Origin of the sequence: Aeromicrobium duanguangcaii (genome assembly GCF_024508295.1) — a bacterium.
GTDB classification, from domain to species: Bacteria; Actinomycetota; Actinomycetes; order Propionibacteriales; family Nocardioidaceae; genus Aeromicrobium; species Aeromicrobium duanguangcaii.
The window spans coordinates 1,360,210-1,374,448 of record NZ_CP101990.1; the positions used below are offsets into that span (position 1 = coordinate 1,360,210).

Below are 14,239 nucleotides of genomic sequence, written 5' to 3' on the forward strand. Positions count from 1 at the left end.
CTCCACCCTGGTCGACCGACCTCACGGACGTTCCCGCGCGATGGCGAGGTTGAGCTGCAGCACGTTGACACCGGGCTCGCCCAGGAAGCCCCAGTGCCGCCCACTCGTGCTGGACTCGATCAGGCCCAGGACGTCCCGGGTCTCGAGGCCGTTCGCGCGGGCGACGCGCGGCGCCTGCAGCCGGGCGTAGCGCGGGCTGATGTGCGGGTCGAGTCCCGAGCCGGATGCGGTGAGCGCATCGGCGGGCACCTGCTCCGGATCGACGCCCTCCGCCGCCGCGACGGTCGCGCGCCGCTCGGCGATGGCGCTCATGAGGTCCTCGCTGGAAGGGCCGAGGTTGCTCGGCGCGGACGCCAGCGTGTCGTGGTCGTTGGGGGAGGGGCGCGAGTGGAACCACCGCTCGCCCTCGAACTGCTGTCCGAGCAGCGCCGATCCGACGACCTTCCCGTCCAGGCGGACCGGCTGGCCGGCCGCGCGGTCGCCCATCGGCTGGGCGACGGCCCAGACGGCGGCGGGGTAGCCGACGCCCAGCAGGACGGTGAGGACGAGGAGCAGGCGCAGTCCGGCGGCGCTCTGGCGGGCGAGGTCGGTCAGGAGTGAGTAGATGAGCATGATCAGCCGATTCCGGGGATGGTCGAGACGAGCAGGTCGATGAGCTTGATGCCGACGAACGGGGCGACCAGGCCGCCCAGTCCGAAGATGGTGAGGTTGCGGCGCAGGACCGAGGTCGCCGACGCGGCGCGGAAGCGGACTCCGCGCAGGGCCAGCGGGATCAGCGCCACGATGATCAGCGCGTTGAAGATGACCGCCGAGAGGATCGCGGACTCCGCCGTGGCCAGGCCCATGATGTTGAGCGCCTCCAGGGACGGGTACGCGGCCACGAACATCGCGGGGATGATCGCGAAGTACTTCGCGACGTCGTTCGCGATCGAGAAGGTGGTCAGCGCGCCGCGCGTGATCAGCAGCTGCTTGCCGATCTCGACGACGTCGATCAGCTTCGTCGGGTCCGAGTCCAGGTCGACCATGTTGCCGGCCTCCTTGGCCGCGGCCGTCCCGCTGTTCATCGCCACGCCGACGTCGGCGGCCGCCAGGGCGGGGGCGTCGTTGGTGCCGTCACCGGTCATCGCGACCAGGTGACCTCCACGCTGCTCCTTGCGGATGTAGGCGAGCTTGTCCTCGGGGGTGGCCTCGGCGAGGAAGTCGTCGACGCCGGCCTCCTTCGAGATCGCCCGAGCGGTCAGCTCATTGTCGCCGGTGACCATGACGGTGCGGATGCCCATCGCGCGCAGCTCGGCGAATCGCTCGGCCATGCCGGGCTTCACGACGTCCTTGAGCTGGACGACACCGAGCACGCTCCCGTGGCCGTCGGCGTCCTGCTCGGCGATCACCAGGGGCGTGCCGCCGCCCCGCGCGATGGCGTTGATCGTGTCCGTCACGTCGTCCGAGGGGGTCTGCCCCAGCCAGGCTGACACCGCCGAGCCCGCGCCCTTGCGGATCCGGGTGCCGTCGGCGAGGTCGACACCGGACATGCGGGTCTGGGCCGTGAACTCGATGAACTCGGCGCCGGTCGGCAGATCGGCGTCCGCGGCGCCCTTCGCCAGGGCCAGCTCGACGATCGAGCGGCCTTCGGGCGTCTGGTCGGCGAGGCTCGAGATCCGGGCCGCGTCGCGCATCCGCTCGTCGTCCACGCCCGGCGCCGCGATGAACAGCGTCGCCTGCCGGTTGCCGTAGGTGATGGTGCCGGTCTTGTCGAGCAGCAGCGTGCTGACGTCCCCGGCCGCCTCCACGGCACGGCCCGACATCGCCAGCACGTTGACGCGGACCAGCCGGTCCATTCCGGCGATGCCGATCGCGCTCAGCAGGGCGCCGATCGTGGTGGGGATCAGGCAGACCAGCAGGGCGACGAGCACGACCAGGTCCTGCGGGGCGCCCGCGTACGTCGCCATCGGCGCCAGGGTGGCGACCGCGATGAGGAACACCAGCGTCAGGCTGACCAGCAGGATCGACAGGGCGATCTCGTTGGGGGTCTTGCGGCGGGACGTCCCCTCGACCAGCGCGATCATCTTGTCCAGGAAGGTCTCGCCCGCGGCGGCGGAGATCCGCACGACGATCCGGTCCGAGAGCACCTTCGTGCCACCCGTGACCGAGCTGCGGTCGCCCCCGGCCTCGCGGATCACGGGGGCGGACTCGCCGGTGATCGCCGACTCGTCGACCGAGGCGATGCCCTCGACGATGTCGCCGTCGCCGGGGATCACCTCTCCGGCCTCGACGACCACGAGGTCGCCCACGGCCAGCTGGGTGCCCGGCACCAGGGTCTCGGTCCCGTGCTCGTCCAGCAGCCGGGCCCGGGTGTCGGTGCGGGTCGCCCGCAGCGACGCTGCCTGGGCCTTGCCTCGTCCCTCCGCGACGGCCTCGGCGAGGTTGCCGAAGATCACCGTCAGCCACAGCCACACGCCCAGGCTGATCGTGAAGACATCCGGGGTCGCGAGGGCGGCGATCGTCGTGACGACCGAGCCCAGCCAGACCAGGAACATCACGGGGGAGCGCACGAGGTGACGCGGGTCGAGCTTGCGCAGGGCCTCCGGCAGCTGGCGCACCGCCTGGGTGAGCAGCGGGGTCGCCGCTGCGGCGGTGGGCTCGGGTTTCGTGGTGGTGTCGGTCAGGGTCGTGGTGCTCATGCGAGTGCCTCCGCAATCGGTCCGAGAGCGAGCGCGGGGAAGTAGGTCAGGCCGGTCATGATGACCACGACGCCGACGAGCATCCCCACGAACAGGGGGGTGTGGGTGGGAAGGGTTCCGCTGGTCACCGGCACCTTGCCCTGACGGGCCAGGGAGCCGGCCAGCAGCAGGACCAGAACGATCGGGACGAGCCGTCCCAGGAGCATCGCGAGGGCCAGCGTGACCTGGAAGAAGTCCGAGGTCACGGTCAGCCCGCCGAACGCGCTGCCGTTGTTGTTGGCCGCCGAGGTGTAGGCGTAGAGCACTTCGCTGAACCCGTGGCCGCCCGGATTGCCCATCGCGTCGGTGGTGCTGCCGCGGCTGATGGCGATGCCGGCGCCGACCAGCACGAGCGCGGGCGTGGCCAGCGTGTAGAGCGCCACGTACGTCATCTGGCGCGCGCCGATCTTCTTGCCCAGGAGCTCGGGCGTCCGGCCGACCATGAGGCCGGCGACGAACACCGCCAGGATCGCCATCAAGAGGATTCCGTAGATTCCGGCGCCGACCCCGCCGGGGATGACCTCGCCGAGCATCATGTTGACCAGCACGGCGCCGCCGCCGGTGGGCGTGAGGGAGTCGTGGGCCGTGTTGACCGCGCCCGTCGACGTGCCGGTGGTGACCACGGCGAACAACGCCGAGGCCCACTCGCCGAACCGGGTCTCCTTGCCCTCCATCGCCGCGCCGGCCGCCTGGCCGGCCGCCGACCGGGCGCCCGCCTCGGCCCAGGTCGTCACGGCGAGGGAGACCGACCACAGCGCGGCCATCGCGCCGAGGACCGCCAGGCCCTGCCGGCGGTTACCGAGCATGGTGCCGAGCGTGCGGGTCAGCGCGACCGGCAGCAGCAGCATCAGGAAGATCTCGATGAGGTTGGTGAAGGCGGTGGGGTTCTCGAGCGGGTGGGCCGAGTTCGCGTTGAAGAACCCGCCGCCGTTGTTGCCCAGCTCCTTGATGGCCTCCTGGCTCGCGACGGGCCCGCCGGTCAGCACCTGGGGGTGGCCGGCCAGCGTGCTCATCGTGGAGTCGCTGAAGCTCTGGACCACGCCACCGGCGACGAGCACGACCGCGCCGACGAACGCGATCGGCAGCAGGATGCGGAGCGTCCCGCGGGTCAGGTCGACCCAGAAGTTGCCGACCGAGCCGTCGCGGACGCGAGCGAAGCCACGGATCAGCGCGACCGCCACGGCGATCCCGACCGCCGCCGACAGGAAGTTCTGGACGGCCAAACCGGCCATCTGGGCGGTGAAGCCCAGGGTCGACTCGCCCGCGTAGGACTGCCAGTTGGTGTTCGTGACGAAGGAGACGGCCGTGTTGAACGACATCCACAGCGGCATCCCCGGCAGGTCGCGGCTCATCGGCAGGGCGGACTGCCCCATCAGGATCGCCATCAGGACGGCGATGCTCACCAGGGAGAACGCGACCACGCTCACGGCGTACGACGCGGGGCTCTGCTCGGTCGCGGGATCGACCCCGGCGATCCGGTAGAGCCGCCGCTCGACGCGCGAGTGGCGAGTGCCGGTGAAGACCCGTGCCATGTAGTCGCCCACCGGCACGTAGGCGACGGCCAGCAGGGCCAGGAGGAGGGCGATCGACAACAGACCGCCGACGGTGTCGGACACTAGAAACGCTCCGGGAGGATCAGGGCCACCAGCAGGTAGGCCGCGACGGCGACGACGACGGCGATCAACAGACCGCTCTCAGGACTCATGGGCCCAGCCAAGACCCGCGCGCCGGTCGCGAGGGCGGTCTTGACGCGTTCTTGACGCCGGTTCGCGCTGATTTGGCGCCGCACCCGGCAGCGCGCTGCGCGCCGCTGAGAGGATGGCCGCGTGTACGTCAAGATCTGCGGCCTGCGCACGGCCGAGCACGCCCGGGTCGCCGTCGACGCCGGCGCCGCCGCCGTCGGCGTGGTGATGAACCGGACGAGCTCGCGGCGGGCGACCGAGGACGAGGCCCGCGAGGTCGTCGCGGCGGCCCGTGGGCGCGCCGACACGGTCCTGGTCGTCAACGACATGCCTGCCGACCAGGCCGCGCGGACCGCCCGCGACCTCGGGTTCGACGTCCTGCAACTGCACGGCCGGGCCTACGCCGAGACCGACTTCGGCGCGGCCACGGCGATCGTGCCGCGGGTGTGGCGCGCCACGTCGCTCGACCTCGACCCGCCGCTGCAGGTCGGCGCGTGGGGTGAGGAGATGCTCCTGCTGGACGCGCCGAAGCCGGGCTCCGGCGAGCAGTGGGACCTGTCCGAGCTCGCCGACCGTGCTCCCGAGGGGCGCTGGCTGCTGGCCGGCGGCCTGTCGGCGGGGAACGTCGCCGGGGCGATCGCCGTGGTCCGTCCCTGGGGCGTGGACGTGTCCAGCGGGGTGGAGGTCGCGCCGGGCGAGAAGTCCGCCGACCTGATCCACCGGTTCGCGGCTGCCGCGCTCGGGGGTTGACTGATCGCCTAGGCTGTCCATCGATGAACATCGATGAATGCGAACGCCCGTGAGCGCCGGGTCCGCTGCTGAGTCCGACGTCCTGCGCCGGCTCTCGCGGCTCGACCGCTTCCTGCCGGTCTGGATCCTGCTCGCGATGGCGGCCGGGCTCCTGCTCGGCCGCACGGTCGACGGACTGGCCGAGGCGCTCGACGCGGTGAAGATCGGCTCGGTGTCGTTGCCGATCGCCGTCGGACTGCTCGTGATGATGTATCCCGTGCTGGCGAAGGTCCGCTACGACGAGACGCGCCGGGTGACGGGGGACCGCCGGCTGATGGGCGCGTCCCTCGTCCTGAACTGGGTCGTCGGTCCGGCGCTGATGTTCGTGCTGGCATGGCTGTTCCTGCCCGATCTTCCCGAGCTGCGGACCGGCCTGATCATCGTCGGCCTCGCGCGGTGCATCGCCATGGTCCTGATCTGGAACGACCTGGCCTGCGGCGACCGCGAGGCGGCCGCGGTGCTCGTGGCGATCAACTCCGTCTTCCAGGTGATCGCGTTCGCCGGGCTGGGCTGGTTCTACCTGCAGGTCCTGCCCGACTGGCTGGGGCTGGAGACGACCAGTGCCGAGTTCTCGGTGTGGACGATCACCGCCAGCGTGCTGGTGTTCCTCGGCATCCCGCTCGTCGCGGGCTTCCTGACCCGAACGCTGGGGGAGCGGGCCAAGGGCCGCACCTGGTACGAGGAGAGGTTCCTGCCGAAGCTCGGTCCGTGGGCACTCTACGGCCTGCTGTTCACGATCGTCGTGATGTTCGCGCTCCAGGGCGACGCGATCGTCAGCCGGCCGTGGGACGTCGTCCGCGTGTCCCTGCCGCTGCTGGCCTACTTCACCATCACCTTCGGGCTGGGTCTGTGGCTCGGCCACCGCCTGCGACTGGGCTACGCCCGGACGGCGACCCTCGCCTTCACCGCTGCGGGCAACAACTTCGAGCTGGCGATCGCCGTGTCCATCGCGACCTTCGGTGTCACGTCCGGTCAGGCCCTCGCCGGGGTGATCGGCCCGTTGATCGAGGTGCCCGTGCTGGTCGCCCTGGTCTACGTGTCGCTGTGGGCACGCCGCTACTTCGTCCCGACCGAGGAGAACGCATGAGCACCATCCCCACCGTCCTGTTCGTCTGCGTGCACAACGCCGGCCGGTCCCAGATGGCCGCCGGCTACCTGCGCCACCTCGCGGGCGACCGCGTCGAGGTGCTCTCGGCGGGATCCATGCCCGGCGACAGCATCAACCCGGTGGCCGTGGCGGCGATGGCCGAGGAGGGCATCGACATCGCGGGCCACCAGCCCCGGAAGCTGACCGACGACGCCGTCAGCGAGTCCGACGTCGTCATCACGATGGGCTGCGGTGACGCCTGCCCGTACTTCCCCGGCAAGCGGTACGAGGACTGGGTGCTCGACGATCCGGCCGGGCAGCCGATCGACGCGGTCCGGCCCGTTCGCGACGAGATCCGCCGTCGCGTCGAGGACCTCATCGCCTCCCTCGATGGCAGACTCAGGCACCGTGATCACCCGTGAGCTGACCCGTCCCGACGGCATGACCATCGCGTTCCACGAGTGGAACGGCGACCTCGACACCCCGCCGGTCGTGCTGCAGCACGGCTACGTCGCCTCGACCGAGACCAACTGGGTCGGCCCCGGCGTCGTCGACGCGCTGCTGGCTGCCGGCCACCGCGTGATCGGGGTCGACGCCCGGGGCCACGGCCGCTCGGGCACGTCGGCGGACAGTGCGCTGTTCGGCGAGCCGACCATGGCACGGGACCTGTCCGCCGTCATGGACGAGCTGGACGTGACCGAGTACCAGCTCGTCGGCTACTCGATGGGCGCGATCATCTCGCTGCTCACGGCCGCGGCCGACCCGCGGGTCACGCGGCTGGTCGTCGGGGGAGTGGGCTCGGCGGTCGTCGAGCTGGGCGGGGTCGACACGCGCCTGGTGGACGGCGAGCTGCTCGTGGGGGCCCTGCTGGCAGAGGGCGATCTCTCGGCGTACCCCAGCGGCGCCCGGCTGTTCCGGCAGCTGGCCGACGTCATGGGATCGCACCGGCCGTCGCTCGCCGCCCAGGCGCAGGCGCTGCACGCCGGACCCACCGACCTGGCCCGGGTCACCGTGCCGACGCTGGTCCTGGCCGGGCGCGACGACGTCCTGGCCACGAACCCGCAGGTGCTGGCGGACGCGCTGCCGGACGCGCGGCTGCGCGTCGTCGACGGGGACCACCTCGGTGCCGTCTCGGCGCCGGACTTCATCGCGTCGCTCACGACGTTCCTGGCCGGCTGAGTCCCGGCCGGCTGGGTCCTCGGCTCAGTGCGGACGCCAGGCCTCGTCGTCCTGGGTGCGCGCGAGGACCGATGACGGCAGCTCGCCCTCGGCGAGCTGCGCGATGGTGACCGTCTCCAGCACCTCGCGCAGTGCGTCGCGGGCGGCGATCCAGACGGGCTTGAGGACCTCGGCCCGACCGTTGTAGGCGACCGACTCGGGCCGGACCCCATAGACCGAGACGAGCGGACCGTCGACGGCGCGGATCACGTCGGCGATGGTGACCGCGTACGGCGGCCGTGCCATCCGCCAGCCGCCGGACTGGCCGCGTTGCGACAGCAGGATTCCGGCCTTGCGCAGGTCGCCGAGGATCGACTGGAGGAAACCGTGGGGGATGTCCTGCCGCTTGCCCAGCTCGTCGGCGGTGATGGCTCGATCCTCCGGCTCGGCCGCCAACTCGATCAGGGCACGCAGCGCATAGTCGGACTTCGTCGAGACTCTCACGGGGTCAGTCTCGCAAAGCCGAAGCCGTAGGTCGCGACTATCCTCCCAGTGTGACCGCGCGCGCCTCTTCCTCGACCGATGTCTCGACCGGGACCTCGGCCCCGCTGGCGCACGTCGTGCGGGGTGATCTCGTCGAGTCGGTCCACCTGGGCCACCTCGCGGCGATCGACGCCGAGGGCGCCTCCGTGCTGACGATCGGCGACCCGGACGTGACCATGTGGCCCCGCTCGAGCGTCAAGCCGTTCCAGGCGGTCGCCATGGTGCGCCACGGCCTGGAGCTGCCCGACCGGCTGCTGGCGCTGGCCTCGGCCAGTCACAACGGCGAGCCCGACCACATCGCCGGGGCGCTCGAGATCCTCACCGTCGCCGGCCTCACCGAGTCGGCGCTGCGGAACACCCCGGACCTGCCGTGGGGCGCCACGGCGATGCGCGACTGGCTCGCGGCCGGGCACGGCGCTGCACAGATCAGCCAGAACTGCTCGGGCAAGCACGCCGCGATGCTGCTGACGTGCGTCACGGCCGGATGGGACACCTCCACCTACCTCGCGCCGGACCACCCGCTGCAGGTGGCGATCCGCGAGACGATCGAGGAGTTCACCGGCGTCCCGATCGCGACCGAGACGGTCGACGGCTGCGGCGCCCCGCTGTTCGCGACGACTGTCACGGGCCTCGCTCGCGGCTTCTCGCGGCTGGCCGCCGCGCCGACTCGCGACCCCGAGTCGCCGGAGGCGCAGGTCGCGCGGGCGATGGTCGCCTTCCCGCAGATGGTGGCCGGCGGTCAGCGCCCCACCACGACGTTGATGCGAGCCGTCCCCGGACTGGTCGCCAAGGACGGCGCTGACGGCGTCTTCGCGGCCGGCCTGCCCGACGGACGGGCCGCGGCGTTCAAGGTGCTCGACGGCGCGGAGCGTCCGCTGGCCCCGGTACTGGTGGCGGCTCTGGACGCACTCGGCGCCTTCGCCGGCGACGACGTCGACCAGGCCGCGGTGGGAGCCCTGCGCGAGCGCGCCGTTCTGGGTGCCGGCGAGCCGGTCGGGTCCGTCCGGCCCGCGTTCTGACTCAGGCCGCGTGCTCGCGGACCCACGCCATCACGGCGGGGTCGGCGAGCGTCGATCCGAGGACGAGGACGAAACGGAGCAATCGATGCCGGCCGGGACCACCGAACCGGCCGCGGTCCCGACGGCCTCGGTAGTGTGAGGCCAAGAGCGCTGCCCAGCCGTAGGGGCCGCCAGTCACCAAGGGGTTCGCATGAGTCTGTCCATCACCGTCGATGCAGCCGAGCAGCAGGTCGACCCCGGGACCCGGGCGTGGCAGCTGTTCGCCGACGATCCGCAGGTCATCGCGGCCCGCGTCAACGGCGCCCTCGTCGACCTGTCCCGTGAGCTGAGCGACGGCGACGTCGTCGAGCCGGTCGCGATGGAGTCGCCCGACGGCCTCGACATCCTGCGTCACTCCACGGCGCACGTCATGGCCCAGGCGGTCCAGGACCTGTTCCCCGACGCGAAGCTGGGCATCGGCCCGCCCATCGCCGACGGCTTCTACTACGACTTCGACGTCGAGGTGCCCTTCACGCCCGAGGACCTCGACAAGATCGAGTCGCGGATGAAGAAGATCATCAAGGAGGGCCAGAAGTTCAGTCGCCGCGAGATCAGCGACGACGACGCGCGCGAGGAGCTGGCCGACGAGCCGTACAAGCTCGAGCTGATCGGGCTGAAGTCCACCGCGGGTGACGCCGCCGAGGGTGCCAGCGTCGAGGTCGGCGAGGGCGGACTGAGCATCTACGACAACCTCAAGCGCGACGGCTCGCTGGCGTGGAAGGACCTGTGCCGCGGTCCGCACCTGCCCACCACGAAGCGCATCCCGTCCTTCAAGCTCATGCGCTCGGCCGCCGCCTACTGGCGCGGTGACGAGAAGAACAAGCAGCTCCAGCGCATCTACGGCACCGCGTGGCCCACCAAGGAGGACCTCGAGGCGCACCTGCACCGCATCGAGGAGGCCCAACGCCGCGACCACCGCCGCCTGGGCGCCGAGCTGGACCTGTACAGCTTCCCCGACGAGATCGGCTCCGGCCTGCCGGTCTTCCATCCGCGCGGTGGCGTCATCAAGCGCGAGATGGAGGACTACGTCCGCCGCCGGCACATCGAGGAGGGCTTCGAGTACGTCGGCACGCCGCACATCGCCAAGGAGGGCCTGTTCCACACCTCGGGCCACCTGCCGTACTACGGCGAGGGGATGTTCCCGCCCATCGAGGTCGATGGCGGCGACTACCGCCTCAAGGCGATGAACTGCCCGATGCACAACCTCATCTACCGCTCGCGCCAGCGCTCGTACCGTGAGCTGCCGCTGCGCCTGTTCGAGTTCGGGCACGTCTACCGCAACGAGAAGTCCGGCGTCATCCACGGCCTGACCCGCGTGCGCGGCTTCGCCCAGGACGACTCGCACTCCTACGTCACGCCCGAGCAGGCGCCGGCCGAGGTCGCCCACCTGCTCAACTTCATGCTGAGCCTGCTCGACGACTTCGGCATGGACGACTACTACCTCGAGCTGTCCACGCGCGATGCGTCCAAGGACAAGTTCATCGGCTCCGACGAGGACTGGGAGACCGCCACGAAGGTGCTCGAGGACGTTGCCGTCGCGACCGGACTCGAGCTCGTGCCCGATCCCGGTGGCGCCGCGTACTACGGCCCCAAGATCTCGGTCCAGTCGCGCGACGCCATCGGCCGCACGTGGCAGATGGGCACGGTCCAGTACGACTTCAACCAGCCGTCCGCCGACCGGTTCAACCTCGAGTACGTCGCCGCCGACGGCACGCGCCAGCAGCCGGTCATGATCCACTCGGCCAAGTTCGGCTCGATCGAGCGCTTCATGGGCGTCCTGGTCGAGCACTACGCCGGCGCCTTCCCCCCGTGGCTCGCCCCCGTGCAGGCCGTCGGCATCCCCGTCGCCGAGCGCCACGTCGAGTACCTCGACCGGCTCGCGGTGCGGTTGAAGGCCGAGGGCATCCGCTTCGAGGTCGACGACTCCGACGAGCGCATGCAGAAGAAGATCCGCAACGCCCAGACACAGAAGGTGCCGTTCATGGTGCTGGTGGGCGACAAGGACGTCGAGGCCAACGCCGTGTCGTTCCGCTACCGCAACGGCGAGCAGGAGAACGGCGTCTCCCTCGACGACGCGATCGACAAGATCGTCGCGGCGGTGCGCGATCGGGTGCAGGTCTGATGGCCGATCCCGACGGACTCGAGCGACTCTGGGCGCCGTACCGGATGGAGTACGTCCGTGAGGCCGGCGCCGACCCGGGAGGGTGCCCGTTCTGCGCGATGGTGGCGGGGGAGCGGCAGACCGATCTGATCGTCGCGCGCGGTGAGCACTGCTTCGTGGCGATGAACCTGTACCCGTACAACCCCGGACACCTGATGGTCCTGCCGAACCGTCACGAGTCCGACCTCACCGAGCTCACGGGCGCGGAGTCGGCCGAGCTGACGGCCCTCACGCAGCAGGCGCTCCGCGGCATCCGCCGCGTCAGCTCACCGCACGGCTTCAACGTGGGGATCAACCTGGGCTCGGTGTCGGGCGGCTCGATCGCGTCGCACCTGCACCAGCACGTCGTGCCGCGGTGGGGCGGTGACGCCAACTTCATGACGGTCATCGGGCGCACCAAGACGCTCCCGCAGACGGTCGCCCAGTCCGCGGAGCTGCTGCGGTCGGTGTGGGAGGAGGTGGCCTGATGCTGGAACGCTTCCGGGCCTTCTGGAACAAGGTCTTCTCGCCCGTCGCGGACGGACTCATCACGATCGGCGTGACGCCGAACATGGTCACGTGGGTCGGCACGATCGGCGTCTGCGTCGGCGCGCTGTGGCTGTTCCCGCAGGGCGAGTTCTTCTGGGGCACGATGTTCGTCACCGCCTTCGTGTTCAGCGACATCATCGACGGCACGATGGCGCGCAAGCTGGGCCGCAGTTCGAAGTACGGCGCCTTCCTGGACTCGACGCTCGACCGGATGGGCGACGCGGCGGTCTTCGGTGGCATCGCACTCTGGTACGCGTGGGACGGCGACTCGAAGCTGTACCTGTGCCTCGCCCTGGCCTGCCTCGTGCTGGGCAGCCTCACCTCGTACGCCCGCGCTCGCGCGGAGTCGCTCGGCATGGAGGCCAAGGGCGGCATCGCCGAGCGCTCCGACCGGCTCGTCGCCATCTTGGTGATGACGGGCCTGTCCGGGCTGTTCGACCTGCCGATCCTGCAGCACATCGCCCTGTGGGCGCTGGCCGTGGCCAGCCTCGTGACGGTCGCCCAGCGCATGGCGATGGTCAAGCGCCAGGCCGACGCGGCCTGACCCTCCAACGTTGCTCCTCGGGCTACTTCACTCGATGTGGGCGTCGTGGAACGGCACCCGTCTCGTCGACGACGGTGCCGGTCAGGGTGCCGTCCATCGCGCTGGCCCATCGCAGTGTGATGGTGGCCGTGTCGGTGTAGTCAGGGTCAACAAAGTGACTCACCTCGACGTGGTGCCGTCCCGCCGTCGTCTCGTCCTCGCGCGCCGGCGGGTGCGACCGGACACGGGCTCGTAGACTGACCGCGTGAGCACCGAGAATTCCAGCACCGACCTGTCCATGACCGGCAGCGCCCGCGTCAAGCGCGGCATGGCCGAGATGCTGAAGGGCGGCGTCATCATGGACGTCGTCAACGCCGAGCAGGCCAAGATCGCCGAGGACGCCGGGGCCGTCGCCGTCATGGCGCTCGAGCGCGTCCCCGCCGACATCCGCTCCCAGGGCGGCGTCGCGCGGATGAGCGACCCCGATCTGATCGACGGCATCATCGAGGCCGTCTCGATCCCCGTCATGGCCAAGGCTCGCATCGGCCACTTCGTCGAGGCGCAGGTGCTGCAGAGCCTGGGTGTCGACTACATCGATGAGTCCGAGGTCCTGACCCCGGCCGACTACGAGAACCACATCGACAAGTGGGCCTTCACGGTCCCGTTCGTGTGTGGCGCGACCAACCTCGGTGAGGCGCTGCGTCGCATCACCGAGGGCGCGGCGATGATCCGCTCCAAGGGCGAGGCCGGCACCGGTGACGTCTCCAACGCCACGGGCCACATGCGCAAGATCCGCGCCGAGCTGCGCCGTCTGCAGGGCATGTCGAAGGACGAGCTGTTCGTCGCGGCGAAGGAGCTCCAGGCGCCGTACGAGCTGGTCGCCGAGGTCGCCGAGGCCGGCAAGCTGCCCGTCGTGCTGTTCACCGCCGGTGGCATCGCCACCCCGGCCGACGCCGCGATGATGATGCAGCTGGGTGCCGAGGGCGTCTTCGTCGGCTCGGGCATCTTCAAGTCCGGCAACCCGGCCGAGCGGGCCGCGGCCATCGTCAAGGCCACGACCTTCTTCGACGACCCCGACGTGATCGCCAAGGTCTCGCGCGGCCTGGGCGAGGCGATGGTCGGCATCAACGTCGACGAGATCCCCGAGCCGCACCGGCTCGAGACTCGCGGTTGGTGACTCATACCACAGAGTCGCACGCAATGCCCCCGGTTTTTCGCCGGGGGCATTGCTGTGTGTGCCTGCCTCACGCGGCGTGAAGCCTCGATTCTGCTGAGAATCGTCGATCACACGCAGGACGACACCTGCTTTTCGACGCGATTCGCGACCGGGGGCCGCGGGAGTCGTCGGGACTTTGGGACTGCAATTCCAACAGATAAAATCATGAAAGGTTAGTCGATCACCCACACAAGGAGAGGAAAATGCAGAAATCGACTAAGGGCGCCATCGCCGCCGGTGCCGCTGCCGCGCTGCTGCTCGGGGGTGCGGGAACGCTCGCGTACTGGAACGCCGAAGGCGATATCGCCGGTGCAGAGCTGACGACAGGCACCCTGAAGTTGAACGAGGAAGAAGCCGGCAAGTGGACGCTCAACGGCCAGGAGGTCACGGGTACCCCGGTGGTCGTTCCGGGCGATGAGCTGGTCTGGACCGGGTCGTACGAGATCGAAGCCACCGGCGACAACATCCAAGGCGACCTGACCGTCCCCGCGCTGAACAGCGAGCCCTGGACCGGCGCGACCGTGACCTCGAGCTTCACGCTCGACGGCACCACGGTCCAGGGCACCCAGGCAATCGACGGTGACGACAACGGCAAGGTCGTCGAGGCCGAGATCCAGGTCGACTTCCCCTTCGGGACCTCCCCGGACAACTCGTCGCAGGGTCAGAGGGCGGACCTGTCGGCCGTCAAGATCACCCTGGAGCAGACCGACGCGACGCCGACTGGGCCGTGAGGCTGAGCCGCAGTTAGTTGAACCCATCGACCCCGGTGAGGAGGTC

At 70.4% G+C, this 14,239-nt stretch carries 15 protein-coding genes; 10 read left to right on the forward strand and 5 right to left on the reverse strand.

Annotated elements, in window-relative coordinates; genetic code table 11:
* Positions 1-21: 21 nt before the first annotated feature.
* From kdpC to NP095_RS06810, 4 genes are read right to left on the reverse strand one after another with little or no spacing between them, the layout of a single operon-like run.
* The gene (gene kdpC / locus NP095_RS06795) at positions 22-612 is read right to left on the reverse strand and encodes a potassium-transporting ATPase subunit KdpC (RefSeq protein ID WP_232416731.1); all 591 of its coding nucleotides are present in this window, start codon (positions 610-612) and stop codon (positions 22-24) included.
* A gap of 2 nt (positions 613-614) precedes the next feature.
* Entirely contained in the window at positions 615-2,678 is a 2,064-nt protein-coding gene (gene kdpB, locus NP095_RS06800; RefSeq protein ID WP_232416730.1) for a potassium-transporting ATPase subunit KdpB, read from the reverse strand.
* Entirely contained in the window at positions 2,675-4,333 is a 1,659-nt protein-coding gene (gene kdpA / locus NP095_RS06805) for a potassium-transporting ATPase subunit KdpA (protein ID WP_232416729.1), read from the reverse strand. Before kdpA ends, kdpB begins: the two co-directional genes overlap by 4 nt.
* On the reverse strand, positions 4,333-4,422 hold the full coding sequence (locus NP095_RS06810) for a potassium-transporting ATPase subunit F (RefSeq protein ID WP_232416728.1): 90 nt from the start codon (positions 4,420-4,422) through the stop codon (positions 4,333-4,335). Before NP095_RS06810 ends, kdpA begins: the two co-directional genes overlap by 1 nt.
* Positions 4,423-4,543: 121 nt before the next feature.
* On the opposite strand from NP095_RS06810, the gene NP095_RS06815 reads away from it, so the two are divergent.
* Genes NP095_RS06815 through NP095_RS06830 form a run of 4 tightly spaced genes read left to right on the forward strand, consistent with a single transcriptional unit; the run spans position 4,544 to position 7,454 of the window.
* The gene (locus NP095_RS06815) at positions 4,544-5,149 is read left to right on the forward strand and encodes a phosphoribosylanthranilate isomerase (protein ID WP_232416727.1); all 606 of its coding nucleotides are present in this window, start codon (positions 4,544-4,546) and stop codon (positions 5,147-5,149) included.
* A gap of 37 nt (positions 5,150-5,186) precedes the next feature.
* A complete protein-coding gene (arsB, locus tag NP095_RS06820) occupies positions 5,187-6,275 on the forward strand; it encodes an ACR3 family arsenite efflux transporter (RefSeq protein WP_232416726.1) in 1,089 nt (362 codons plus the stop codon).
* The gene (locus tag NP095_RS06825; RefSeq protein WP_232416725.1) at positions 6,272-6,697 is read left to right on the forward strand and encodes an arsenate reductase ArsC; all 426 of its coding nucleotides are present in this window, start codon (positions 6,272-6,274) and stop codon (positions 6,695-6,697) included. The genes arsB and NP095_RS06825 overlap by 4 nt, the downstream gene beginning before the upstream one ends.
* A complete protein-coding gene (locus NP095_RS06830) occupies positions 6,666-7,454 on the forward strand; it encodes an alpha/beta fold hydrolase (protein ID WP_232416724.1) in 789 nt (262 codons plus the stop codon). Before NP095_RS06825 ends, NP095_RS06830 begins: the two co-directional genes overlap by 32 nt.
* A 24-nt stretch (positions 7,455-7,478) precedes the next feature.
* Here the strand turns inward: NP095_RS06830 and NP095_RS06835 are convergent, their stop codons facing one another.
* Positions 7,479-7,937: an RrF2 family transcriptional regulator gene (locus NP095_RS06835; protein WP_232416723.1), complete on the reverse strand. Its 459-nt coding sequence runs from the start codon at positions 7,935-7,937 to the stop codon at positions 7,479-7,481.
* Positions 7,938-7,987: 50 nt separating this feature from the next.
* Here NP095_RS06835 and NP095_RS06840 point away from each other — a divergent pair, with 50 nt between their 5' ends.
* The 6 genes from NP095_RS06840 to NP095_RS06865 all read left to right on the forward strand — a co-directional run bounded on the left by NP095_RS06840 (position 7,988) and on the right by NP095_RS06865 (position 14,193).
* Positions 7,988-8,995, forward strand: a complete 1,008-nt coding sequence (locus NP095_RS06840) for an asparaginase (RefSeq protein ID WP_232416722.1) — start codon at positions 7,988-7,990, stop codon at positions 8,993-8,995.
* Between the two features lie 190 nt (positions 8,996-9,185).
* Positions 9,186-11,156, forward strand: a complete 1,971-nt coding sequence (gene thrS / locus NP095_RS06845; protein WP_232416721.1) for a threonine--tRNA ligase — start codon at positions 9,186-9,188, stop codon at positions 11,154-11,156.
* Complete coding sequence (locus NP095_RS06850; protein ID WP_232416720.1) at positions 11,156-11,662, forward strand: HIT family protein; 507 nt, start codon at positions 11,156-11,158, stop codon at positions 11,660-11,662. Before thrS ends, NP095_RS06850 begins: the two co-directional genes overlap by 1 nt.
* Complete coding sequence (gene pgsA, locus NP095_RS06855) at positions 11,662-12,267, forward strand: phosphatidylinositol phosphate synthase (RefSeq protein ID WP_232416719.1); 606 nt, start codon at positions 11,662-11,664, stop codon at positions 12,265-12,267. The genes NP095_RS06850 and pgsA overlap by 1 nt, the downstream gene beginning before the upstream one ends.
* A gap of 277 nt (positions 12,268-12,544) precedes the next feature.
* Positions 12,545-13,423: a pyridoxal 5'-phosphate synthase lyase subunit PdxS gene (pdxS, locus tag NP095_RS06860; protein ID WP_283251582.1), complete on the forward strand. Its 879-nt coding sequence runs from the start codon at positions 12,545-12,547 to the stop codon at positions 13,421-13,423.
* Between the two features lie 242 nt (positions 13,424-13,665).
* Positions 13,666-14,193: an alternate-type signal peptide domain-containing protein gene (locus tag NP095_RS06865; RefSeq protein WP_232416718.1), complete on the forward strand. Its 528-nt coding sequence runs from the start codon at positions 13,666-13,668 to the stop codon at positions 14,191-14,193.
* Positions 14,194-14,239 lie beyond the last annotated feature (46 nt).